Origin of the sequence: Pseudescherichia sp. AS216, from assembly GCF_037152055.1 — a bacterium.
Classification (GTDB): domain Bacteria; phylum Pseudomonadota; class Gammaproteobacteria; order Enterobacterales; family Enterobacteriaceae; genus Pseudescherichia.
Genome location: NZ_JBBCMV010000003.1, coordinates 80,261 through 101,047 on the forward strand (window position 1 = coordinate 80,261; position 20,787 = coordinate 101,047).

Sequence of the window (20,787 nt, forward strand, 5' to 3'; positions counted from 1 at the left end):
ATGCATAACCAGGCCCCTATTCAGCGTAGAAAATCGAAACGCATCTACGTGGGGAATGTACCAATCGGCGATGGTGCCCCTATCGCCGTTCAGTCAATGACCAATACGCGCACCACGGATGTGGAAGCGACGGTTAATCAAATCAAAGCCCTCGAGCGCGTGGGTGCGGATATCGTCCGTGTTTCCGTGCCGACTATGGACGCGGCGGAAGCCTTTAAGCTCATCAAACAGCAGGTTAACGTTCCGCTGGTCGCAGATATTCACTTTGACTACCGTATTGCGCTGAAGGTGGCGGAGTACGGCGTCGACTGTCTGCGTATCAACCCAGGCAACATCGGTAACGAAGAGCGTATTCGCACCGTTGTGGACTGCGCGCGTGACAAAAATATTCCGATCCGCATCGGCGTTAACGCCGGCTCGCTGGAGAAGGATCTGCAGGAGAAGTATGGCGAGCCGACGCCGCAGGCGCTGCTGGAGTCCGCCATGCGTCACGTGGATCATCTGGATCGTCTCAACTTTGATCAGTTCAAGGTGAGCGTGAAAGCCTCCGACGTCTTCCTCGCCGTTGAGTCCTACCGCCTGCTGGCGAAGCAGATCGATCAGCCGCTGCACCTGGGGATCACCGAAGCCGGTGGCGCACGTGCGGGCGCGGTGAAATCCGCTATCGGCCTTGGGCTGCTGCTCTCAGAAGGGATCGGCGACACGCTGCGTATCTCGCTGGCGGCGGATCCAGTTGAAGAGATCAAAGTGGGCTTCGATATCCTCAAGTCCCTGCGTATCCGCGCACGTGGCATTAACTTTATCGCCTGCCCGACCTGCTCCCGTCAGGAGTTTGATGTTATCGGCACGGTTAACGCCCTTGAGCAGCGCCTGGAAGATATCATCACCCCGATGGATGTCTCGATCATCGGCTGCGTGGTGAACGGTCCGGGTGAAGCGCTGGTTTCCACCCTTGGCGTCACCGGCGGCAACAAGAAAAGCGGTCTGTATGAAGACGGCGTGCGTAAGGATCGGCTGGATAACGGCGATATGATCGCCCAGTTGGAAGCACGCATCCGCGCCAAGGCCTCAATGCTTGATGAAGCCCGCCGCATTGACGTTCAGCAGCTGGAAAAATAACGTAGCTGGGAAGCGGCTGGCTTCCCGTGTATGATTGAACCCGCAGGGCCCGCACGTTCGGGTTTGCCCTGAGGGTTCATTTTTATATTTATAAAGAGAATAAACGTGGCAAAGAATATTCAAGCCATTCGCGGCATGAACGATTACCTGCCAGGCGACACCGCCATCTGGCAGCGCATTGAAGGCACACTTAAGAACGTGCTCGGCAGCTACGGTTACAGTGAAATCCGCTTGCCGATTGTAGAGCAGACCCCGTTATTCAAACGCGCCATCGGTGAAGTCACCGACGTGGTTGAAAAAGAGATGTATACCTTTGACGACCGCAACGGCGATAGCCTGACGCTGCGTCCTGAAGGTACGGCGGGCTGCGTACGCGCCGGCATCGAACATGGTCTCCTGTACAATCAGGAGCAGCGTCTGTGGTACGTCGGGCCGATGTTCCGCTACGAGCGTCCGCAGAAAGGGCGCTATCGCCAGTTCCATCAGCTGGGCTGCGAAGTCTTTGGCCTGCAGGGCCCGGACATCGACGCCGAGCTGATCCTGCTCACCGCCCGCTGGTGGCGCGCGCTGGGCATCGCCGATCATGTCCGCCTGGAGCTGAACTCTATCGGCTCGCTGGAGGCGCGTGCTAACTACCGCGATGCGCTGGTGGCGTTCCTTGAGCAGCATAAAGACAAGCTTGACGAAGACTGCAAGCGTCGCATGTACAGCAACCCGCTGCGCGTGCTGGACTCCAAAAACCCGGACGTACAGGCGCTGTTAAACGATGCGCCGGCGCTGGGCGACTATCTGGACGACGACTCTCGCGAACACTTTGCCGGTCTGTGCAAACTGTTAGACGCGGCTGGCATCGCCTATACCGTTAACCAGCGTCTGGTACGCGGCCTCGACTACTACAACCGCACCGTCTTTGAGTGGGTCACCAGCAGCCTGGGTTCCCAGGGTACGGTGTGCGCAGGCGGCCGCTACGACGGTCTGGTAGAACAGCTCGGCGGTCGCGCGACCCCAGCGGTAGGTTTTGCGATGGGCCTCGAGCGACTTGTTTTGTTAGTTCAGGCAGTTAATCCGGAATTTAATGCCGATCCCGTTGTCGATATATACCTGGTGGCGTCGGGTACGGATACACAGGCCGCTGCGCTGCAGCTGGCTGAGCGTGTCCGCGATGCTGTGCCAGAGGTAAAATTAATGACCAACCACGGCGGCGGCAACTTCAAGAAACAGTTTGCCCGTGCCGACAAGTGGGGCGCTCGCGTTGCGCTGGTGCTGGGTGAGTCAGAAGTGGCTGACGGCAACGTGGTGGTAAAAGATTTACGCTCTGGTGAGCAGACTACCGTAGCGCAGGATAGCGTTGCCGCGCATGTGCGCACACTACTGGGTTAATCTCCCCGGGGAATTATCGTTTAGGAGAAGGACTGCGTGGAAATCTACGAGAACGAGCACGACCAGGTTGATGCGATTAAACGCTTCTTTGCCGAGAATGGCAAAGCACTGGCCGTTGGGGTTATTTTAGGCGTTGGCGCGCTGGTAGGCTGGCGTTACTGGACAAGTCATCAGGATGATTCCGTGCGCGAGTCCTCCTGGGCCTATGAAACTGCTATCTCTTCGCTGCGGGCAGATAAGCCAGAGACGCTGGCGGCCGCAGAGAAGTTTGCGGCTGATACGAAAAACACTTACGGTGCCTTTGCCTCCCTTGAGCTGGCCCAGCAGTTTGTAGAGAGCAACCAGCTGGATAAAGCCGCAGCGCAGCTGCAGCAGGGCCTGGCCGCCGCCAGTGATGAGAATCTCAAAGCGGTGATCAATCTGCGTCTGGCGCGCGTTCAGGTTCAGCTGAAGCAGCCTGACGCAGCGCTGAAAACCCTGGAGTCAATCAAGGGTGAAGGCTGGACGGCCATCGTAGCCGATCTGCGTGGTGAAGCCCTGCTCAGCAAGGGCGATAAGCAAGGTGCGCGCAGCGCGTGGGAAGCAGGCGCGAAAAGCGACGCTTCTCCAGCGCTGAGTGAAATGTTGCAGATGAAAATCAATAATTTGTCCATCTAAGAGGGACCCGATGCAATTGCGTAAATTACTTCTGCCAGGGCTGCTTTCGGTCACCTTGCTGAGTGGCTGTTCTCTGTTTAACGGTGAAGAGGACGTTGTCAAAATGTCTCCGCTGCCGACGGTAGAGAACCAGTTTGACCCGTCCACCGCGTGGAGCACCTCTGTCGGCGACGGCATTGGCGATTTCTACTCTAACCTGCACCCGGCGTTTGCCGACAGCGTGGTTTACGCTGCCGATCGTCATGGGACAGTGAAAGCCCTCAATGCTGATGACGGCAAAGAGGTGTGGTCTATCAGCCTGGCCGAGAAGAGCGGCTGGTTCTCAACCCGCCCGGCGCTGCTCTCTGGCGGCCTGACGGTAGCGGGCGGTCACGTCTACGTCGGCAGTGAAAAGGCGCAGGTCTATGCCCTGAACACCAACGATGGCTCCCAGGCCTGGAAGACCACCGCCGCCGGGGAAGTGCTTTCCCGTCCGGTCGTGAGCGATGGCCTGGTGCTGATCCATACCAGCAACGGCCAGCTGCAGGCGCTGAGCGAGAGCGATGGTGCAGTGAAGTGGACCGTTAACCTTGATATGCCAGCCCTGTCGCTGCGTGGTGAATCCGCTCCGGCTCCGGCCTTTGGTGCGGCGATTGTTGGCGGTGATAACGGTCGCGTCAGCGCGGTGATGCTGAAAGAGGGTCAGATGATCTGGCAGCAGCGTATCTCCCAGGCCACCGGCGCAACGGAGATCGATCGTCTGAGCGACGTTGATACAACGCCGGTTGTGGTGAACGGCGTGGTCTATACGCTGGCCTACAACGGTAACCTGACCGCACTGGATCTGCGCAGCGGCCAGATTATGTGGAAACGTGAGCTGGGTTCGGTGAACGATTTCATTGTTGACGGCAACCGCATCTACCTGGTTGACCAGACCGATCGCGTATTGGCCCTGACAACTGACGGCGGCGTCACGCTCTGGACAAACAGCGACCTGCTGCACCGTAACCTGACCTCGCCAGCGTTGTATAATGGATCCATCGTGGTAGGTGATAGCGAAGGCTACATGCACTGGATCAACCCGGAAGATGGACGTTTCGTGGCACAGCAGAAAGTTGACAGCTCCGGTCTGCTGACCGAACCGGTTGTCGCCGATGGTAAACTGCTGATCCAGGCGAAAGACGGTACGCTCTACGCGATTACGCGTTAATTACGGCGGTCGTTAGCATTGAAAAACGGCTCCTGTTTCAGGGGCCGTTTTACTGTTTTTAATTTTTACTGATTTACCAGCGGCGCGAATTGGCGACGTTGACAATGATTTTTTGAATGAGGCTTTAAACATGATTCCTGTGGTCGCGCTTGTCGGACGCCCGAACGTTGGCAAATCCACCCTTTTTAACCGCTTAACGCGTACTCGTGATGCGCTGGTAGCGGACTTCCCGGGGCTGACGCGCGACCGTAAATACGGTCGGGCCGAGGTCGAGGGCCGCGAGTTTATCTGTATCGATACCGGTGGTATTGACGGTACGGAAGACGGCGTTGAAACCCGTATGGCCGAGCAGTCACTGCTGGCGATTGAAGAGGCGGACGTGGTGCTGTTTATGGTGGACGCCCGTGCAGGCCTGATGCCTGCCGATGAGGCCATCGCCAAGCACCTGCGCTCGCGTGAAAAACCGACCTTCCTGGTCGCCAACAAAACCGACGGTCTCGATCCCGATCAGGCTGTCCTTGACTTCTACTCCCTGGGTCTGGGCGAAATCCACCCGATTGCTGCCTCCCACGGACGCGGCGTGACCAGCCTTCTGGAGCACGTGCTGGTGCCGTGGATGCAGGAAATCGATCCCCGTGAAGAGGAAGAGGTGGACGAAGATGCGGCCTACTGGGCGCAGTTTGAAGCCGAGCAGAACGGTGAAGAAGTTGAAGAGCCGGAAGATGACTTCAACCCGCTGGATCTGCCGATCAAGCTGGCGATCGTGGGTCGTCCTAACGTCGGTAAATCTACCCTGACCAACCGCATTCTCGGTGAAGATCGTGTGGTGGTATACGATATGCCAGGCACCACTCGCGACAGCATCTACATCCCGATGCAGCGCGACGAGCGTGAATACGTGCTGATTGATACCGCGGGCGTGCGCAAGCGCGGCAAGATCACCGATACCGTAGAGAAGTTCTCGGTGATCAAAACCCTGCAGGCGATTGAAGACGCCAACGTGGTAATGCTGGTGATCGACGCCCGGGAAGGCATCTCCGATCAGGATCTCTCCCTGCTGGGCTTTATCCTCAACAGCGGTCGCTCGCTGGTGATCGTCGTCAACAAGTGGGACGGCCTGAGCAATGAAGTGAGAGAGCAGGTCAAAGAGACCCTCGATTTCCGTCTGGGCTTTATCGACTTTGCTCGCGTGCACTTTATCTCTGCTCTGCACGGCAGCGGCGTTGGTAACCTGTTTGAATCCGTTCGTGAAGCCTATGACAGCTCGACTCGTCGCCAGAGCACCGCGATGCTGACCCGCATCATGAACATGGCTGCGGAAGATCACCAGCCGCCGCTGGTGCGCGGTCGCCGCGTGAAGCTGAAATACGCCCACGCCGGTGGTTACAACCCGCCAATCGTCGTGATCCACGGCAACCAGGTGAAAGACCTGCCGGACTCCTACAAGCGCTACCTGATGAACTACTTCCGCAAATCGCTGGACGTCATGGGTACGCCGATCCGTATCCAGTTCAAAGAGGGCGATAACCCGTTCGCAAACAAGCGCAACACCCTGACCCCGAACCAGATGCGTAAGCGTAAGCGTCTGATCAAGCATATTAAGAAAGGCAAGTAACAGGCCTGAGCGTAGCACCGCTATCTAGCCCGCATATTGCGGGCTTTTTTATTTTTCGGCCTTGCTCGCAGATAAACGTTTTGAGTGGTGAGATAGCACGCTTTCACTCGCAATATTTTCAGGGGCATGCGATCGTTGCAATCAATACCTATCTATTGTCAACGGGTTATAAAAGGAGACAAATCATGGCAGTGGCAACCCTGAACGATGTAGCAGACTATCTGCTGTGCTTTGCTCAAGAGCATGGAGACATCATTACACCGCTTAAATTGCAGAAAATGATATTTTATGCCGACGCATGGTACATGGCGTTGAATGATGGCGCTGAACTCGTGCCCGAACGTTTCGAAGCCTGGGTGCATGGTCCGGTCGCTAGAGATCTCTATGTCCGCTTTGCCCACTACAAATGGCAGCCTATCACTGCTGAAATACCGCGTCCGGACCTTCCTGCCCATATTACTAAACATCTGGATGAGATCTATCAGGTGTTCGGCGGCTATACCGCTTACGAGCTGGAGCAGTTAACGCATCAGGAGCAGCCTTGGATAAGCGCGCGAGGAGATTTAGCAGTCAGCGCTGTTTGTACTCATGTTCTGGATAAAAAAGAGACTGCGGAGTTTTATCGCAGCATGATGGAAGCTTAACAATGAACAGAGGGAAGGTTAAAGCGGGGAAGATCCTCTCTTCAGGCGCCAGGATTGTTGTAAGCAAGCCTAAAAACGCCCGATCGGCTTTAAGCTTCTCTTTTCAATATATTGATTCAGTCCATGCTAAGTTTGGCTTTGCAAAGCAGGGTGCCGCCTATTTCTGCAAGGTGATCGAGCGACTTAAGGGTATATCGAGCCTTACATTGTTGGAGTTCACAACTAATCGTAACGCAGCACTAAAGTCGCATTGCATAGATTGGGTAAGCACTTCTGAACCTGACGGATTCGCACTCTTGAACGAGCAGTTTCAGAGCTACACTCCCTACCAGTTTGCGGTATCCCGCAATGAATATGGCCGCATACATGGCTTTTTCATCGGTGATGTATTTCATGTTGTATGGCTCGACCCCGATCATCTGCTCTATTCTGCTCGCTAATACGCGTTTCTCGTCTATTCAAAACACAAATTTCCCTGTGCTATGTCAAACACTATTCGTTATTAGCCAACTTTAAATCTAAGAAAGTAGACAAACGTCGAGTTTTCATCTTAAAGTCCCGGGGTTGGTACTAGACAAAACTAGCGCCAGATTATCAAATAGTTAACAAACACTTTGCCGCATGTAAAAAAATCGGTCAGATACGTAACTGGCCGGCGTACTTCGCGGTGTTTACCTGCACAACGACATACCTTTCGGGAGAAATATGCAATCCTCTGTTAATCATCAAGAGAGCCGAACGTTCTTTGGCCATCCCTATCCGCTCGGCTCGCTGTTCTTCACCGAGATGTGGGAGCGTTTCTCGTTTTATGGCATTCGTCCGCTGCTGATCCTGTTTATGGCTGCCACGGTGTATGACGGCGGGATGGGACTGGCACGTGAGAATGCCTCCGCCATTGTCGGCATCTTTGCCGGTACTATGTACCTGGCCGCACTGCCGGGTGGCTGGCTAGCGGATAACTGGCTCGGCCAGCAGCGCGCGGTCTGGTACGGCTCGATCCTGATTGCCCTCGGCCACCTGTCGATTGCACTCTCTGCCTTTATGGGCGACAACCTGTTCTTTATTGGCCTGATGTTCATCGTGCTCGGCTCTGGTCTGTTCAAGACCTGTATCTCGGTGATGGTCGGCACCCTGTATAAAAAAGGTGATGCGCGTCGCGACGGCGGTTTCTCGCTGTTCTACATGGGCATCAACATGGGCTCCTTCATTGCGCCGCTGATCTCTGGCTGGCTGATTAAGAGCCACGGCTGGCACTGGGGCTTTGGTATCGGCGGCATCGGGATGCTGGTGGCGCTGATCATCTTCCGCGTGTTTGCCGTTCCGGCCATGAAACGCTACGACAGCGAAGTCGGTCTGGACTCCACCTGGAACAGCCCGGTGGTGAAGAGAAAAGGCGTAGGCATGTGGCTGCTGGCGCTGGCGGTTGGCGTAGCGGTTATCGTAACGCTGATTGCACAGGGCGTGATTGTCATCAACCCGGTCGCGGTCGCCAGCGTGCTGGTGTACGTGATTGCGGCGTCGGTGGCGCTTTACTTCATCTACCTGTTTATCTTTGCTGGCCTGAACCGCAAAGAGCGCGCCCGCCTACTGGTCTGCTTTATCCTGCTGGTCTCCGCAGCATTCTTCTGGTCTGCGTTTGAGCAGAAGCCGACCTCGTTCAACCTGTTCGCCAACGACTATACCAATCGCATGATCGGTGATTTTGAAATCCCTGCCGTGTGGTTCCAGTCAATTAACGCCCTGTTCATTATTCTGCTGGCCCCGGTATTCAGCTGGGCGTGGCCGAAGCTGGCGAGCATGAACATTCGTCCGAGCAGTATCACCAAGTTCGTGATCGGTATTCTCTTTGCGGCGGCAGGCTTTGGCCTGATGATGCTGGCGGCACAGAACGTGTTGAATAGCGGCGGGGCAGGGGTGTCACCTTTCTGGCTGGTAGGCAGCATCCTGATGCTGACGCTCGGCGAGCTGTGCCTGAGCCCGATTGGTCTGGCGACCATGACCTTGCTGGCCCCGGAAAGAATGCGCGGCCAGATGATGGGACTGTGGTTCTGCGCGAGCGCGCTGGGTAACCTGGCGGCAGGCCTGATTGGCGGTCACGTCAAGGCCGACCAGCTTGATATGCTGCCGGATCTCTTTGCCCGCTGCTCCGTTGCCCTACTGATCTGCGCTGCCGTGCTGATCGTCCTTATTGTGCCGGTTCGCCGCATGCTGGCAAACGCCCAGGCTAAACCGGCCGCTAACGCCGGATAACACTTAACGTTGCCGGGGCAGATGCTATGCCCCGGTAAAATCGTGTCGCATATAACTACTCTTCAGCCCGCATCCTGCGGGCTTTTTCATATCAATGAAGCATATAACGAAGCACTAAAGCGCAAGTTATCGGCATATCTAAAGTCGTATTATGCTTGAACTCTTGAACTTGAGGATGTTGCAAGGTCATTCCGATAAGGCGCTGTGATGCAAAGAGAATGGGCTTTTAAAAAGCGATACATTGTCGCTCTTGTCATCATTGTACTGGCATGGACAGCCTATATGCTCCCCAGCTGGTTTTTCCCTGTTGGCTTATACGCTCTGTAAAAAAGTTTCTGTGAACGATAAAGCGAATATCTATGTAGTACAGACCGATGCGGGAGCGACGACTGCCTATTCGTACCGTTATTACGTAGTGGATGCAAAGGAAAGCGATGCTGATTTTATGGCAAACGTTGCTAACGCTGCGCCGTTCCTAAACACCAGGGATGAAAAAGCCGTACTGAAGGTGAAGGATAACCAAATTTACCTCCGCGTTCGCGGTGAAATTTACTCTTTCGATAGCCCTGCGGTGTATCAGAGTGGTTCTGAAATCCACAGCGTTGATATCTATCTTGAAGCTGCACCATGAATATAGGTTTTAGCTGGCGTACAGGGGCTGTCTTTGTTTTGCTTATCCTTGGGTTCTGGGCGTATCAATTCGCGATCTGTTTACCGTATATGAACAGCTGAAGGGTAAGATGAGTGTCAACGATGAGCTAAATCTCTATATCACGCAGGCGGCATCCAGTTCGCTTTCAAAGGATACCTACCGTTATTATCTCTATGATGCCAAGAAAAGTCCTGATGATTTCATGGCGCATATAAAAGACGTGGAGCCTATTATGGTTACTGACGACTATAAGGCTAACGCAGAGGTGAGAGATGGGCAGCTTGATTTGTATGTTCGCGGAAACGTCTATTCTTTTAGAAATGTAGGTTACAGCGTTAGAATTCATCTTGATGCGGCACTTTACTGACAGCAGCTAACGCCGGATAACACTTAACGTTGCCGGGGCAGATGCTATGCCCCGGTACTTATTGAGTAGGTTAAGCCAACCCTCGGCCCGGCGCTTAAAACTCTCGCGATATTGTCATATAGCCGTTATAGCGTACTGAGCACTCTTCATCATTCATCAATGCTGAGGAGATGAATACGTCTTTTTTGCCGTCATTATTAGTATAGGTGTAACGTACTATTAAATTCATTGCATGATTGCTGTGATAAATTTCGAAGTAATCATTTTCAGATAGACTGTTTCCGGTTGCGCTATCGGCTTTAGCCATCTGCCGAGCAAAGACTTCGGATACCGGAGTAATACTCAATATCTCCGTGACGATTTTACTGTTTGGTATGTTTGCCAGCTTAATCCCAAGATCGTTTTTAATGCTGACCTGTAACATACTTTCAGCGTAGTGGCCTGGAGCGGCGCATTCACTTCCGGGTAAACCCGCAGCATAACTCACCGTCGGCAGCACTATGATAATGAAAGGTACTAAAACTTTCATCGGATAACCTTTAATTCTACATCAGCTTTCTTCAATATATTAATCTATAACGCAATTAGCTATTCATTAGCGTTTATAATGGTTTGTAGGTGTAATATGTTATGTAATAAAATTAACCAAAAGAGGTGGGGTGAATATATGGCTCTTGATCATATTACTGATGAATAATATGGCGGCTTATAAGCGGCACACCCTATGCAGTCACTTGCATTGTCCACAGGAGCATAAGAGCGGTATAATGAGTTAATTAAAATATTACAGGAGGCGTTATGCAACTGACCTGTCCTGATTGCGATAAACCGGTGGAGCTTGTTGGCACCCATGCACATTGCGAAAATTGTAATCGTGATGTGGCGTTAGAAGCCCGCTGCCCCGAGTGCCATCAGCCATTAGAGGTGCTTAAAGCCTGCGGGGCGGTGGACTACTTCTGCCAGCATGGCCATGGGCTGATCTCGAAAAAGCGCGTCGAGTTCGTCAGGTCTGACGCCTAGCCGCAAAATTTGCGCAATTGTCTCTTAGCACTTACGTTTTTAACTGCTCATAAAAAGAGAAACGTAATGAAAAGAGACGTGACGTTAGGAGTCACCGGCTTTGCTTTGATCGCCGTAACCTATGGGATGGCGAGATTTTCATGGGGGATCATGCTGCCCGATATTCGGCAGGCGATCCCTTTCACACCAGAAGTCGCTGGGTTAATTGCTGCCTGCAGCTACGTAGCCTATTGCTTATCTGTCTTTATCGCGTCCTTTTTGACCAGCCGCTTCGGCCCCCGCGTCACGGCAATATTGGCTGCCATGGTGGCCGCCGCTGGGTTGCTCATCATGGCTTTTGCGGCTGCGCCGCTCTGGCTGGCGCTCGGCCTGTTTGTTGCTGGTATGAGCTCTGGACTGGCCTCTCCCTCCCTGGCGGGTGCCGTCAACGATGCCGTTGCCGATGAACGGCAGACGCAGGTGAATACAACGATTAACGCCGGAACAAGCGGGGGCATCATCCTGTCTGTCCCCATTCTTTTTTTCATACCTGGCGGATGGCGCGTCTCCTGCATGGTTTTTGCTTTACTGGCGCTGATATGCCTGGTCGCTGCGTGGCGTACTCTTCCTAAGCACGTGTCTAAACCGAGAGAGGGATCGCCGCACTGGCGCGCACTTTTTCGCAAGCCGGGCATGTTGCGGTTGTTAGTCATTGCTTTTGTCAGCGGTACTGCCAGCGCAGCCTGGTGGAGCTTTGGGCCTGAGTTACTTCAGCAGCACACCAGGGTAGATAGCGCGATGACAAACATCCTGTGGCTGGTGAGCGGTGGTGCAGGCGTCCTCGCCGTGTTTACCGGCAGCGTGGCGAGACGTATCGGCATGCGCGGCGTTTACTGGGGATCGCAGCTCTTTATGGCCGTATCTTTGGCCGCGCTGGCGGTGAGCCACGGTTTTAGCGGGTGGCTTTTTCCGGTTGTGGCGATGAGCGGCGCGGGGTATGTCATTTTGTCCGGCGTGCTGCTGGTTCAGGGGGCGGAGATTGCGCAACCTTCGCCCGCGGCGGGCGTCAGTATGGCTTTCCTGATGCTGGCCGCAGGGCAGGTAGTGGGCTCAGTGGTCTTTGGCCAGCTCTATGGCGCGATCGGTGCAACTGGCGCACTGGCTATTTTTTCCGGCCTGTCATGGATAATGCTTGCCGTTACGCCTGACAGACATCATCAGGCGAACTAGCGTCAGGTCAGGTTTTTTTGCGTGCCCGTGTTTTTTTAGCGGCGGTCACGCCCTTCACTTCACTCTCCACCCAGCCATCAACCAGGCGGGTGGTAAGCACATCCCCGGCTTTTACCTGTTTGGTTTGCTTCAGCACGTTGCCATCCGTTGCGGTGGTCACGCTGTAGCCGCGTGCCAGGGTAGCCAGTGGACTGACGGCGTCGAGATGGGTCATGGCGTTGCCAAAGCGTTCCCGGGTAGCGCTAAGCCTGGCGCTCATCAGCTGGGCCAGACGGTACTCTAACTGCTGCACCCGGTTCTGAGCGCGGTGAATACGCGGCTGGGGAGAGTGCTGGTTTAGCCGCTGGGTCATCCGCTGCTGGCGCCGACCTGAACGCTTAAGCTGATTATCCATCGCGTAGGTCATCCGCTGGCGCAGTCGCTCAAGCACGGTTTGCTGACGCGCCAGCCGCAGCTGCGGGTGCTGCTGTTGCAGTCGGTGCTCCAGCTGAGTAAAGCGCCGGGTGCGGTTAGCGAGGTAGTAATCCATCGCCATCTCCAGCCGCTGCTGGCCGCTTTGCAGCTGACGCAGGAGTTCAAGCTGGTTGCGGCTGACCATCTCTGCGGCGGCGGACGGGGTCGGCGCACGCAGGTCGGCTACAAAGTCGGCGATGGTAACGTCGGTTTCATGGCCGACGGCGCTGACAATAGGGATCTGGCTGGCGAAAATCGCCCGCGCTACGCGCTCGTCGTTGAAGCTCCAGAGATCCTCCAGCGAGCCGCCGCCGCGCCCGACGATCAGCACATCACACTCCTTGCGGCTGTTCGCCAGCGCAATGGCGCGAACGATCTGCCCCGGGGCATCTTCGCCCTGAACGGCGGTAGGGTAGATCACCACCGGCAGGGAGGGATCGCGACGTTTAAGCACGTGCAGAATATCGTGCAGCGCGGCCCCGGTTTTCGAGGTGATCACCCCTACGCAGTGGGCGGGGGAGGGAAGCGGCTGCTTGCTCTGCTGATCAAACAGTCCCTCTGCCGCCAGCTTCGCCTTGAGCTGCTCGTACTTCTGTTGGAGCAGGCCTTCCCCTGCGGGCTGCATGCTTTCGACGATGATCTGATACTCGCCGCGCGGCTCGTAGAGCGTAATGCTGGCGCGGACCAGAACCTGCTGTCCATGCTGGGGACGAAAGGTCACCCGACGGTTGCTGTTGCGGAACATCGCACAGCGAACCTGGGCGGTGTCATCCTTCAGCGTGAAGTACCAGTGACCGGAGGCAGGCTGGGTAAAGTTTGAGATCTCACCGCTGATCCAGACCTGGCCAACTTCTCTTTCCAGCAGCAGGCGTACCGTCTGATTCAGGCGGCTAACGGTAAAAATTGCGGGGGATTGCATCGATGACATGTGAGCCAGATCAAATTTTAAATCAGAAGGTTAATTAATCGATAGTAACCCGATGGGCCGCAATCGCAACTATTTTTCCAAAAAAGTGTAGATGCAATCGGTTACGCTCTGTATAATGCCACGGCAATATTTAACCACCCGGTCAGAGATATTGCCCATGCTACGTATCGCTAAAGAAGCCCTGACGTTTGACGACGTCCTCCTCGTTCCCGCTCATTCTACCGTTCTGCCGAATACTGCCGACCTCAGCACCCAGTTAACCAAAACCATTCGCCTGAATATTCCTATGCTCTCTGCAGCAATGGACACCGTGACGGAAGCACGCCTGGCTATCGCCCTGGCGCAGGAAGGTGGCATCGGTTTTATCCATAAAAACATGTCCATCGAGCGCCAGGCGGAAGAAGTACGCCGCGTGAAGAAACATGAGTCCGGTATCGTATCCGACCCACAGACCGTTCTGCCAACCACCACGCTGCACGAAGTGAAAGCGCTGACCGAGCGTAACGGCTTTGCCGGTTACCCGGTAGTGACGGAAAACTATGAGCTGGTCGGTATTATTACCGGTCGTGACGTGCGTTTCGTGACTGACCTGAACCAGCCGGTAAGCGTGTACATGACGCCGAAAGAGCGCCTGGTTACCGTGCGCGAAGGCGAAACCCGTGATGTCGTGCTGGCTAAAATGCACGAAAAACGCGTTGAGAAGGCGCTGGTGGTAGATGATAGCTTCCATCTGCGCGGCATGATCACCGTAAAAGATTTCCAGAAAGCCGAACGTAAACCGAACGCCTGTAAAGACGAGCATGGCCGTCTGCGCGTGGGCGCTGCGGTAGGCGCGGGCGCGGGCAACGAAGAGCGCGTCGATGCGCTGGTTGCCGCTGGCGTTGACGTGCTGCTGATTGACTCCTCTCACGGCCACTCCGAAGGCGTACTGCAGCGTATTCGTGAGACCCGTGCGAAATACCCTGACCTGCAGATCATCGGCGGCAACGTGGCGACCGGCGCAGGTGCGCGTGCCCTGGCCGACGCTGGCGTCAGCGCGGTGAAAGTGGGTATCGGCCCTGGCTCTATCTGTACTACCCGTATCGTGACCGGCGTGGGCGTTCCGCAGATCACCGCCGTCTCCGACGCGGTTGAAGCCCTTGAAGGCACCGGCATTCCGGTTATCGCCGACGGCGGCATCCGCTTCTCCGGCGATATCGCTAAAGCAATTGCCGCAGGCGCAGCGGCGGTGATGGTGGGCTCCATGCTGGCCGGTACCGAAGAGTCTCCGGGTGAGATCGAACTCTTCCAGGGCCGCTCTTACAAATCCTACCGTGGTATGGGCTCGCTGGGCGCGATGTCCAAAGGCTCCTCCGATCGCTACTTCCAGACCGATAACGCTGCTGACAAGCTGGTGCCTGAAGGTATCGAAGGCCGCGTAGCGTACAAAGGCTACCTGAAAGAGATCATTCACCAGCAGATGGGCGGCCTGCGCTCCTGTATGGGTCTGACCGGCTGTGGTACTATCGACGCGCTGCGTACGCAGGCTGAATTTGTACGCATCAGCGGGGCGGGCATTCAGGAGAGCCACGTTCACGACGTGACCATCACTAAAGAGTCCCCGAACTACCGCATGGGTTCCTGATTTAATTTGTAGGCCGGGTGGGCGTAACGCTGCCCGGCACTTATTTTCTCTATCTGCTTCTGCCTCGGAACAATCGTCAATGACCGACAATATTCATAAGCATCGTATTCTTATCCTCGACTTTGGTTCGCAGTATACCCAGCTTGTTGCCCGCCGCGTGCGTGAGCTGGGCGTCTACTGTGAGCTGTGGGCCTGGGACGTCACCGAAGCTCAAATCCGTGAGTTCAACCCGAACGGGATCATCCTATCCGGCGGCCCGGAGAGCACCACTGAAAACAACAGCCCGCGCGCGCCGCAGTATGTATTTGAGGCAGGCGTACCGGTATTCGGCGTTTGCTACGGTATGCAAACGATGGCGATGCAGCTTGGCGGCCACGTTGAAGGCTCCAACGAGCGTGAGTTTGGCTATGCTCAGGTTGAAGTGAAGACTCAGAGCGCGCTGGTGCGCGGTATTGAGGACTCCCTGAGCGCAGAAGGCAACCCGCTGCTGGACGTGTGGATGAGCCACGGCGACAAAGTTACCGCTATCCCGGAAGGCTTCGTTACCGTTGCCAGCACCGAGACCTGCCCGTTCGCCATTATGGCTAACGAAGAGAAGCGCTTCTACGGCGTGCAGTTCCACCCGGAAGTGACCCACACCCGTCAGGGCCTGCGTATGCTGGAGCGTTTCGTGCGCGACATCTGCGAGTGTGAAGCCCTCTGGACCCCGGCTAAGATTATCGACGACGCTATCGAGCGTATCCGCCAGCAGGTTGGTAATGACAAGGTGATCCTTGGCCTCTCCGGCGGCGTGGACTCCTCCGTGACCGCGATGCTGCTGCACCGCGCCATTGGCGAGCGTCTGACCTGCGTATTCGTTGATAACGGCCTGCTGCGCCTGAACGAAGCCGAGCAGGTGATGGATATGTTCGGCGACCACTTCGGCCTGAACATTGTTCACGTTGAAGGCGAGCAGCGTTTCCTTGACGCGCTGGCGGGTGAGAACGATCCGGAAGCGAAACGTAAAATCATCGGTCGCGTCTTTGTTGAAGTGTTTGACGAAGAGGCGCTGAAGCTGGAAGACGTTAAGTGGCTGGCGCAGGGGACTATCTACCCTGACGTTATCGAATCCGCTGCGTCTGCGACCGGTAAAGCACACGTCATCAAATCTCACCACAACGTGGGCGGCCTGCCGAAAGAGATGAAGATGGGCCTGGTTGAACCGCTGCGTGAGCTGTTCAAAGACGAAGTGCGTAAGATTGGTCTTGAGCTGGGCCTGCCGTACGACATGCTCTACCGTCACCCGTTCCCGGGGCCAGGTCTGGGCGTCCGCGTGCTGGGCGAAGTGAAGAAAGAGTACTGCGACCTGCTGCGTCGCGCTGACGCGATCTTCATTGAAGAGCTGCGCAAAGCTGATCTGTATAACAAAGTTAGCCAGGCCTTCACCGTGTTCCTGCCGGTACGCTCGGTAGGCGTAATGGGCGACGGCCGTAAGTACGACTGGGTTGTCTCCCTGCGCGCAGTAGAGACCATCGACTTTATGACCGCACACTGGGCGCACCTGCCGTACGACTTCCTCGGCCGTGTGTCGAACAGAATCATCAACGAAGTCAATGGGATATCGCGTGTGGTTTATGATATCAGCGGGAAACCACCGGCTACGATCGAGTGGGAATGATTAATAGCTAAGTTATAACTAATCATATCTATTCAAACACATACGCAACCCTCTGTTTTTACAGAGGGTTTTTGTTTATAGCTACTCATATCTATTCACTCTACCTCATATTTTTCGTCGGTACGCGTGACGGTATTACCCTAAAGGTATATGCTCATCCCGTCATTTTTATCATCGCAAACCGGGTGAAATGTGCTGACCGATACCAAACTAAAAAACCTCAAACCGCAGGACAAAATCTACAAAGTTGCCGACCGTGACGGACTGTATGTAGCGGTGCTCACGTCAGGCAGCGTCTCATTCCGGTACGATTACCGGATCAACGGCAGGAGAGAAACGCTGGTGATCGGCCAGTATGGTCGTGACGGTATCAGCCTGGCGGAAGCGAGAGAGGAATTAATTGCCGCCAAAAAGCTCCTGAAGTCAGGCCAGTCGCCGGCTGCGGCGAAACGCGACGGTATCAGACGCATAAAGGGAGAAGAGACGTTTGCCGCTCATACCGACGCCTACATGAAACACGTCACCCTGGCGGACAGCACGCGGCAGATGAAGCAATCTGTAATTGAGCGTGACATTCTCCCGGCGCTGGGCAACAAAATGATGACGGAGATCAACACCGGGATGGTGCGGGACCTGTGCGATAAGATCGTCGGTCGTGGTGGGCGGGCTACAGCGCTGCAGGCCAGGCAGATAATTAGCAGCGTGTATCGTCACGCGAATGATCGTGGGCACGGGTTCTTTAATCCGGCGGCAGCAATAAACCCGTCTGCTATTGCCACGTTTAAGCCCAAGGACAGAAGCCTTACGCCTGAAGAGATCGGCACGCTATTCCGCGCACTGGATAATGTCGGGACAATGCCGACCCTGAAGCTCGCCGTTAAGCTGGTGCTGATCACTATGGTCAGGAAAAGCGAGTTCACGCTGGCCACGTGGAAGGAGATCGACTTCCGCAAAAATACCTGGTCCATTCCCGCCGAGAGGATGAAGGCGTCCAGGGATCACGTTATCTATCTGCCCAGGCAGGCGCAGGATATTATGGTCGGCCTGCAAATGTGCGCTGGTGGCAGTGAGTACCTTGTGCCTGGTCGTTTCAGTTCGAGCAAGCCGTTGTCTAATGCTGCGCTTAACTCAGTAATCGACCGGGCCGTTGATCAGGCCAATAAAGACGGAGAAGTGCTGGAATCTATGACGGTACACGATCTGAGGCGCACGGGCAGCACACTACTGCATGAGGCTGGATTCCCGTCAGACTGGATTGAAAAGGCGCTGGCGCATGAGCAGCGCGGCGTGCGGGCTGTTTATAACAAGGCTGAATATGCCGATGGCCGTACCTATATGCTCCAGCAGTGGGCCGATATGATAGATGCCTGGATAGCAGGGGAGCACACCGATCTGGTGCCATTCTCCCCGGCTAAGTATGAGATGTGGATGGAAGATCGGGGTTAATCACGTGGCTTGCTTTTCTTCATCAGCATATAGGGCCATCCAAGGATCACGGCAGCAGAAAAGGCGATAGCGAAAACAGTCAGTAAAGTTGATGCCAGGAACTTCATGCTATCTGGCAAGTTACTCAGGCGGAAATAAATATCGTTGAGTTCTCTTTTTTGATCTTCGCAGACGCGCCAGCCTGTCTTTAACTTGATGCCGGTGATGATCAGAAAAACCAGGCCCGCTGCAAGGTATGCAGCGGTAATGTACTGATAAACACTCACGACCTCACCTCTTCATGTTGTTCTGCTTCACGCGCCGCCCGGCGGCGCTCACTGCTACGGATGAGTTGCTGCGCGCCGTCATCGCCCGGGCCGCGATGATTAGCCAGGGCGCGCATCACGCTTTCGCGCTCGTATCGCTCGATGTCACTGCGCGTCACGATGCACCTCCCGCCCGCGCAGGTTGAGCCACTGGCTGACGCATACCAGCGCCAGCAGTACGCCGTAACCGAGGCACCAGGCGGCGATCTGATGAGATGTCATAGCGCCTCCTTCATTTCTGGATCTGCTGGTAACGTCATGTGCGGAACCGGGATAAGCTCAGCGGTATCAACAGCAGAATTAAGCGCAAAAAGGGCTACGATTTTCTTCTGCTCTGGCGTCATGCGCAGTGCCAGGGTTTTACCGCCCATGCTGAAGAACACTGCAACGTTATGGATCTCGTCGAGCTTCATGCTGCCTGCTCCTTCTGGTTTTTGATGAACTCAGCTATGCCAGGCAGCAGGTTCACCGCCGGTGATGAGCACTGGTTACCCCATACGTCGAAACCGTGTGAGGACTGGCGGGCAAAAAGCTCAATACGCGGCACATCGCCAAGCAGTTGCACCAGTTTCTCCCGCACGTAGTCCGGCTTCTGTGAGTGGGCCAGGCGCGGCGCGGTGAATGACTGGACGATCCCGGCATCCATGCGTTCAGGGAGCTTACCCTTCACGGCAAACAGACAGTCTTCGCTGTTGGCCCTGGTCATGTGACCCATGCCGAGCACAAGTTTGTCGTGCTGCCGGCTGCCGCATTTGTTCCAGGTGAATCCCTTCATGGTCATCAGGCGGAAGCCCCAGGCCTCGACAACCTTCAGCGCCTCTACCGGCTGCGTCGGCACCCACCACATGGCCAGCAGGCAGATGTCGGCGGCCAGATCCCACACTGGCAGACGGCAGATATCCTGCACGCCCATCACCGGGTACTTGAAGCCAGCGCCGCGGTCGCCGTCGGCAGCCTTGTCGCGGTACGCCCAGGGTGGATCGGCGTAGATAAGGGTGTATTTACCTGTCATGCTGCACCAACCTTTTTCGCTGCTTTAGCAGCACTATTCTCATCCACTGCCTTGAGCTTTGCTGATATGTACTCACTTCCTAATATTTCTACCGCCCCAGATTCTGATTTCGGCGTGCAGCCAGTACCCACGAAAATAACATCACCTAACCGAAACATTTCAAACCCGCCAAACAGCAAGTTCCCCCAATCGAGTCCTAGTGATTCATAGAATTGATCACGGCTAACAATCAGATCAGGACGCTTTTCATTCCACAGAAACCATAGGGCCTTTGACTCTTCCTTTAGGTTGGCCGGAACCTTAACGCGAGGTTGTTGAGACCAGCCATTGTTTGCATTAGGTTTTGTCCATAATAAGTGGCTACCGTACATTCCATCCTCAAAGCGTATGCCGTGGAATCTCCAGTCAGAAGCTGTTTTCTGGAACACTGGTTTGCCGCCAAAAATGCCGGCAAAGGATTCGCCGAGTTTTTTAAGATCCCGCTCCTGGCTCTCCATGTCGGCCAATGCCGCCAGCGCCTCAGCACTGTTATATTTGTAATAGCTCATGCTGCCACCTTCCTGCTGTTGAGTTCTTCCGCCAGGCGCTGAGCCTTGAGCGGGTTTTTGATCACGGCGCCGCGGGGAGATATCCAGCCCCGGCGGGTGACCGAATAGACCAGAGTGACGCTGCCTACCCTGATGTTGTCGGTGGTGCTAGTCATAGATCACCCCGCAACCGGCGCTGATGCCGCTGTATTCACCCCGGCGCAGCCCGTTACTGAAGCCTATGCAGCGCTGGCGGCGCACGGCTATGCGGGATCGCTCTACCTCTCCCCGCGCTTTGTCCATGCACTTCAGCCAGAGATTGGCGGCGACGCGGTACTGGCCACGCTCCTCGCGAGCGATAGCCAGCTTTTCGATCTCCATTGCTGCCGGTGTTACTGCCACCGGTGCACCCGGCGCTGGCCGGGCTAACACTTTTTCTTCGTGGTGCTTTTCGAGACGGGATTTAGCCATGATGCGCACCTCACGCAGCAGCTGAGCTAACGGGGCGGAAAACGCGCTGCTCAACTGGCGGCTTTTTTCCGGTGAACTCTGCCGGGCTGTTCGCCTGGCGCTTGTCGAGCCACTGCTCGATCTCGTCGCCGTTCCATGCGCAGCGGCGGTCAGTGATGTAGAAACGTTGCGGGAATTGCCCCGCCTGTTCCAGGCGATCGATGGTGCTCCATGACAGGGGAACCATCTCCAGCACCTGCTTCTTGCTTAATGCGTTTTTCAT

At 55.4% G+C, this 20,787-nt stretch carries 25 protein-coding genes; 15 read left to right on the forward strand and 10 right to left on the reverse strand.

The window, feature by feature from the left end; translation table 11 throughout:
* The 10 genes from ispG to WFN61_RS09690 all read left to right on the forward strand — a co-directional run bounded on the left by ispG (position 1) and on the right by WFN61_RS09690 (position 9,873).
* Positions 1–1,119 carry a flavodoxin-dependent (E)-4-hydroxy-3-methylbut-2-enyl-diphosphate synthase gene (ispG, locus tag WFN61_RS09645; RefSeq protein ID WP_222888493.1) on the forward strand — a complete coding sequence of 373 codons (1,119 nt, stop codon included), beginning with the start codon at positions 1–3 and terminating at the stop codon, positions 1,117–1,119.
* A gap of 105 nt (positions 1,120–1,224) precedes the next feature.
* Positions 1,225–2,499 carry a histidine--tRNA ligase gene (gene hisS, locus WFN61_RS09650; RefSeq protein ID WP_144818163.1) on the forward strand — a complete coding sequence of 425 codons (1,275 nt, stop codon included), beginning with the start codon at positions 1,225–1,227 and terminating at the stop codon, positions 2,497–2,499.
* A 36-nt stretch (positions 2,500–2,535) separates the two neighbouring features.
* Complete coding sequence (locus WFN61_RS09655) at positions 2,536–3,156, forward strand: YfgM family protein (protein WP_144818164.1); 621 nt, start codon at positions 2,536–2,538, stop codon at positions 3,154–3,156.
* A 10-nt stretch (positions 3,157–3,166) separates the two neighbouring features.
* Positions 3,167–4,345, forward strand: a complete 1,179-nt coding sequence (gene bamB, locus WFN61_RS09660) for an outer membrane protein assembly factor BamB (RefSeq protein WP_144818165.1) — start codon at positions 3,167–3,169, stop codon at positions 4,343–4,345.
* Between the two features lie 130 nt (positions 4,346–4,475).
* Positions 4,476–5,960, forward strand: a complete 1,485-nt coding sequence (gene der / locus WFN61_RS09665) for a ribosome biogenesis GTPase Der (RefSeq protein ID WP_103818871.1) — start codon at positions 4,476–4,478, stop codon at positions 5,958–5,960.
* Between the two features lie 185 nt (positions 5,961–6,145).
* The gene (locus WFN61_RS09670) at positions 6,146–6,604 is read left to right on the forward strand and encodes a Panacea domain-containing protein (RefSeq protein WP_144818167.1); all 459 of its coding nucleotides are present in this window, start codon (positions 6,146–6,148) and stop codon (positions 6,602–6,604) included.
* Between the two features lie 2 nt (positions 6,605–6,606).
* Positions 6,607–7,044 carry a hypothetical protein gene (locus WFN61_RS09675; protein ID WP_222126336.1) on the forward strand — a complete coding sequence of 146 codons (438 nt, stop codon included), beginning with the start codon at positions 6,607–6,609 and terminating at the stop codon, positions 7,042–7,044.
* Between the two features lie 265 nt (positions 7,045–7,309).
* A complete protein-coding gene (locus WFN61_RS09680; protein WP_144818168.1) occupies positions 7,310–8,854 on the forward strand; it encodes a peptide MFS transporter in 1,545 nt (514 codons plus the stop codon).
* A gap of 337 nt (positions 8,855–9,191) precedes the next feature.
* Complete coding sequence (locus tag WFN61_RS09685; protein WP_337038592.1) at positions 9,192–9,485, forward strand: hypothetical protein; 294 nt, start codon at positions 9,192–9,194, stop codon at positions 9,483–9,485.
* 109 nt (positions 9,486–9,594) lie between these two features.
* On the forward strand, positions 9,595–9,873 hold the full coding sequence (locus tag WFN61_RS09690; RefSeq protein WP_337038593.1) for a hypothetical protein: 279 nt from the start codon (positions 9,595–9,597) through the stop codon (positions 9,871–9,873).
* Positions 9,874–9,967: 94 nt separating this feature from the next.
* Here the strand turns inward: WFN61_RS09690 and WFN61_RS09695 are convergent, their stop codons facing one another.
* Positions 9,968–10,402 carry a Shiga toxin A subunit gene (locus tag WFN61_RS09695; RefSeq protein ID WP_144818169.1) on the reverse strand — a complete coding sequence of 145 codons (435 nt, stop codon included), beginning with the start codon at positions 10,400–10,402 and terminating at the stop codon, positions 9,968–9,970.
* Between the two features lie 269 nt (positions 10,403–10,671).
* Here WFN61_RS09695 and WFN61_RS09700 point away from each other — a divergent pair, with 269 nt between their 5' ends.
* The gene (locus tag WFN61_RS09700; RefSeq protein WP_144818171.1) at positions 10,672–10,893 is read left to right on the forward strand and encodes a zinc ribbon domain-containing protein; all 222 of its coding nucleotides are present in this window, start codon (positions 10,672–10,674) and stop codon (positions 10,891–10,893) included.
* A 66-nt stretch (positions 10,894–10,959) separates the two neighbouring features.
* Positions 10,960–12,102: an MFS transporter gene (locus WFN61_RS09705; protein WP_337038594.1), complete on the forward strand. Its 1,143-nt coding sequence runs from the start codon at positions 10,960–10,962 to the stop codon at positions 12,100–12,102.
* A 7-nt stretch (positions 12,103–12,109) separates the two neighbouring features.
* Here the strand turns inward: WFN61_RS09705 and xseA are convergent, their stop codons facing one another.
* Positions 12,110–13,483 (reverse strand): exodeoxyribonuclease VII large subunit, encoded by a 1,374-nt coding sequence (gene xseA, locus WFN61_RS09710; RefSeq protein WP_337038595.1) that lies wholly within the window; start codon positions 13,481–13,483, stop codon positions 12,110–12,112.
* 157 nt (positions 13,484–13,640) lie between these two features.
* On the opposite strand from xseA, the gene guaB reads away from it, so the two are divergent.
* The 3 genes from guaB (at position 13,641) to WFN61_RS09725 (ending at position 18,210) form a co-directional block, all read left to right on the forward strand.
* Positions 13,641–15,107, forward strand: coding sequence for an IMP dehydrogenase (gene guaB / locus WFN61_RS09715; protein ID WP_144818174.1), 1,467 nt, complete (start codon positions 13,641–13,643; stop codon positions 15,105–15,107).
* A gap of 79 nt (positions 15,108–15,186) precedes the next feature.
* Positions 15,187–16,764 carry a glutamine-hydrolyzing GMP synthase gene (guaA, locus tag WFN61_RS09720; protein WP_144818175.1) on the forward strand — a complete coding sequence of 526 codons (1,578 nt, stop codon included), beginning with the start codon at positions 15,187–15,189 and terminating at the stop codon, positions 16,762–16,764.
* 192 nt (positions 16,765–16,956) lie between these two features.
* Complete coding sequence (locus tag WFN61_RS09725) at positions 16,957–18,210, forward strand: tyrosine-type recombinase/integrase (RefSeq protein WP_337038596.1); 1,254 nt, start codon at positions 16,957–16,959, stop codon at positions 18,208–18,210.
* Here the strand turns inward: WFN61_RS09725 and WFN61_RS09730 are convergent.
* The 8 genes from WFN61_RS09730 to WFN61_RS09765 form a co-directional block, all read right to left on the reverse strand.
* Positions 18,207–18,476, reverse strand: coding sequence for a hypothetical protein (locus tag WFN61_RS09730; protein WP_337038597.1), 270 nt, complete (start codon positions 18,474–18,476; stop codon positions 18,207–18,209). The two genes, WFN61_RS09725 and WFN61_RS09730, sit on opposite strands and share 4 nt — an antisense overlap.
* The gene (locus WFN61_RS09735; RefSeq protein WP_337038598.1) at positions 18,473–18,634 is read right to left on the reverse strand and encodes a hypothetical protein; all 162 of its coding nucleotides are present in this window, start codon (positions 18,632–18,634) and stop codon (positions 18,473–18,475) included. Before WFN61_RS09735 ends, WFN61_RS09730 begins: the two co-directional genes overlap by 4 nt.
* 99 nt (positions 18,635–18,733) lie before the next feature.
* Entirely contained in the window at positions 18,734–18,928 is a 195-nt protein-coding gene (locus tag WFN61_RS09740) for a hypothetical protein (RefSeq protein ID WP_337038599.1), read from the reverse strand.
* Complete coding sequence (locus WFN61_RS09745; RefSeq protein ID WP_337038600.1) at positions 18,925–19,527, reverse strand: MT-A70 family methyltransferase; 603 nt, start codon at positions 19,525–19,527, stop codon at positions 18,925–18,927. The genes WFN61_RS09740 and WFN61_RS09745 overlap by 4 nt, the downstream gene beginning before the upstream one ends.
* On the reverse strand, positions 19,524–20,075 hold the full coding sequence (locus WFN61_RS09750; protein WP_337038601.1) for a hypothetical protein: 552 nt from the start codon (positions 20,073–20,075) through the stop codon (positions 19,524–19,526). The genes WFN61_RS09745 and WFN61_RS09750 overlap by 4 nt, the downstream gene beginning before the upstream one ends.
* On the reverse strand, positions 20,072–20,230 hold the full coding sequence (locus WFN61_RS09755; RefSeq protein WP_337038602.1) for a DUF1317 family protein: 159 nt from the start codon (positions 20,228–20,230) through the stop codon (positions 20,072–20,074). Before WFN61_RS09755 ends, WFN61_RS09750 begins: the two co-directional genes overlap by 4 nt.
* The gene (locus WFN61_RS09760) at positions 20,223–20,525 is read right to left on the reverse strand and encodes a PerC family transcriptional regulator (RefSeq protein WP_337038603.1); all 303 of its coding nucleotides are present in this window, start codon (positions 20,523–20,525) and stop codon (positions 20,223–20,225) included. Before WFN61_RS09760 ends, WFN61_RS09755 begins: the two co-directional genes overlap by 8 nt.
* 10 nt (positions 20,526–20,535) lie before the next feature.
* Entirely contained in the window at positions 20,536–20,787 is a 252-nt protein-coding gene (locus WFN61_RS09765) for a helix-turn-helix transcriptional regulator (protein ID WP_337038604.1), read from the reverse strand.

Bases quoted from the DNA above. Each gene is read 5' to 3' on its own strand.
- ispG (WP_222888493.1), top strand. From the start codon at position 1: ATGCATAACCAGGCCCCTATTCAGCGTAGAAAATCGAAACGCATCTAC.
- bamB (WP_144818165.1), top strand. From the start codon at position 3,167: ATGCAATTGCGTAAATTACTTCTGCCAGGGCTGCTTTCGGTCACCTTG.
- der (WP_103818871.1), top strand. From the start codon at position 4,476: ATGATTCCTGTGGTCGCGCTTGTCGGACGCCCGAACGTTGGCAAATCC.
- WFN61_RS09670 (WP_144818167.1), top strand. From the start codon at position 6,146: ATGGCAGTGGCAACCCTGAACGATGTAGCAGACTATCTGCTGTGCTTT.
- WFN61_RS09675 (WP_222126336.1), top strand. From the start codon at position 6,607: ATGAACAGAGGGAAGGTTAAAGCGGGGAAGATCCTCTCTTCAGGCGCC.
- WFN61_RS09680 (WP_144818168.1), top strand. From the start codon at position 7,310: ATGCAATCCTCTGTTAATCATCAAGAGAGCCGAACGTTCTTTGGCCAT.
- WFN61_RS09690 (WP_337038593.1), top strand. From the start codon at position 9,595: ATGAGTGTCAACGATGAGCTAAATCTCTATATCACGCAGGCGGCATCC.
- WFN61_RS09695 (WP_144818169.1), bottom strand. From the start codon at position 10,402: ATGAAAGTTTTAGTACCTTTCATTATCATAGTGCTGCCGACGGTGAGT.
- WFN61_RS09700 (WP_144818171.1), top strand. From the start codon at position 10,672: ATGCAACTGACCTGTCCTGATTGCGATAAACCGGTGGAGCTTGTTGGC.
- WFN61_RS09705 (WP_337038594.1), top strand. From the start codon at position 10,960: ATGAAAAGAGACGTGACGTTAGGAGTCACCGGCTTTGCTTTGATCGCC.
- xseA (WP_337038595.1), bottom strand. From the start codon at position 13,483: ATGTCATCGATGCAATCCCCCGCAATTTTTACCGTTAGCCGCCTGAAT.
- guaB (WP_144818174.1), top strand. From the start codon at position 13,641: ATGCTACGTATCGCTAAAGAAGCCCTGACGTTTGACGACGTCCTCCTC.
- guaA (WP_144818175.1), top strand. From the start codon at position 15,187: ATGACCGACAATATTCATAAGCATCGTATTCTTATCCTCGACTTTGGT.
- WFN61_RS09740 (WP_337038599.1), bottom strand. From the start codon at position 18,928: ATGAAGCTCGACGAGATCCATAACGTTGCAGTGTTCTTCAGCATGGGC.
- WFN61_RS09745 (WP_337038600.1), bottom strand. From the start codon at position 19,527: ATGACAGGTAAATACACCCTTATCTACGCCGATCCACCCTGGGCGTAC.
- WFN61_RS09750 (WP_337038601.1), bottom strand. From the start codon at position 20,075: ATGAGCTATTACAAATATAACAGTGCTGAGGCGCTGGCGGCATTGGCC.
- WFN61_RS09755 (WP_337038602.1), bottom strand. From the start codon at position 20,230: ATGACTAGCACCACCGACAACATCAGGGTAGGCAGCGTCACTCTGGTC.
- WFN61_RS09760 (WP_337038603.1), bottom strand. From the start codon at position 20,525: ATGGCTAAATCCCGTCTCGAAAAGCACCACGAAGAAAAAGTGTTAGCC.
- WFN61_RS09765 (WP_337038604.1), bottom strand. From the start codon at position 20,787: ATGAAAAACGCATTAAGCAAGAAGCAGGTGCTGGAGATGGTTCCCCTG.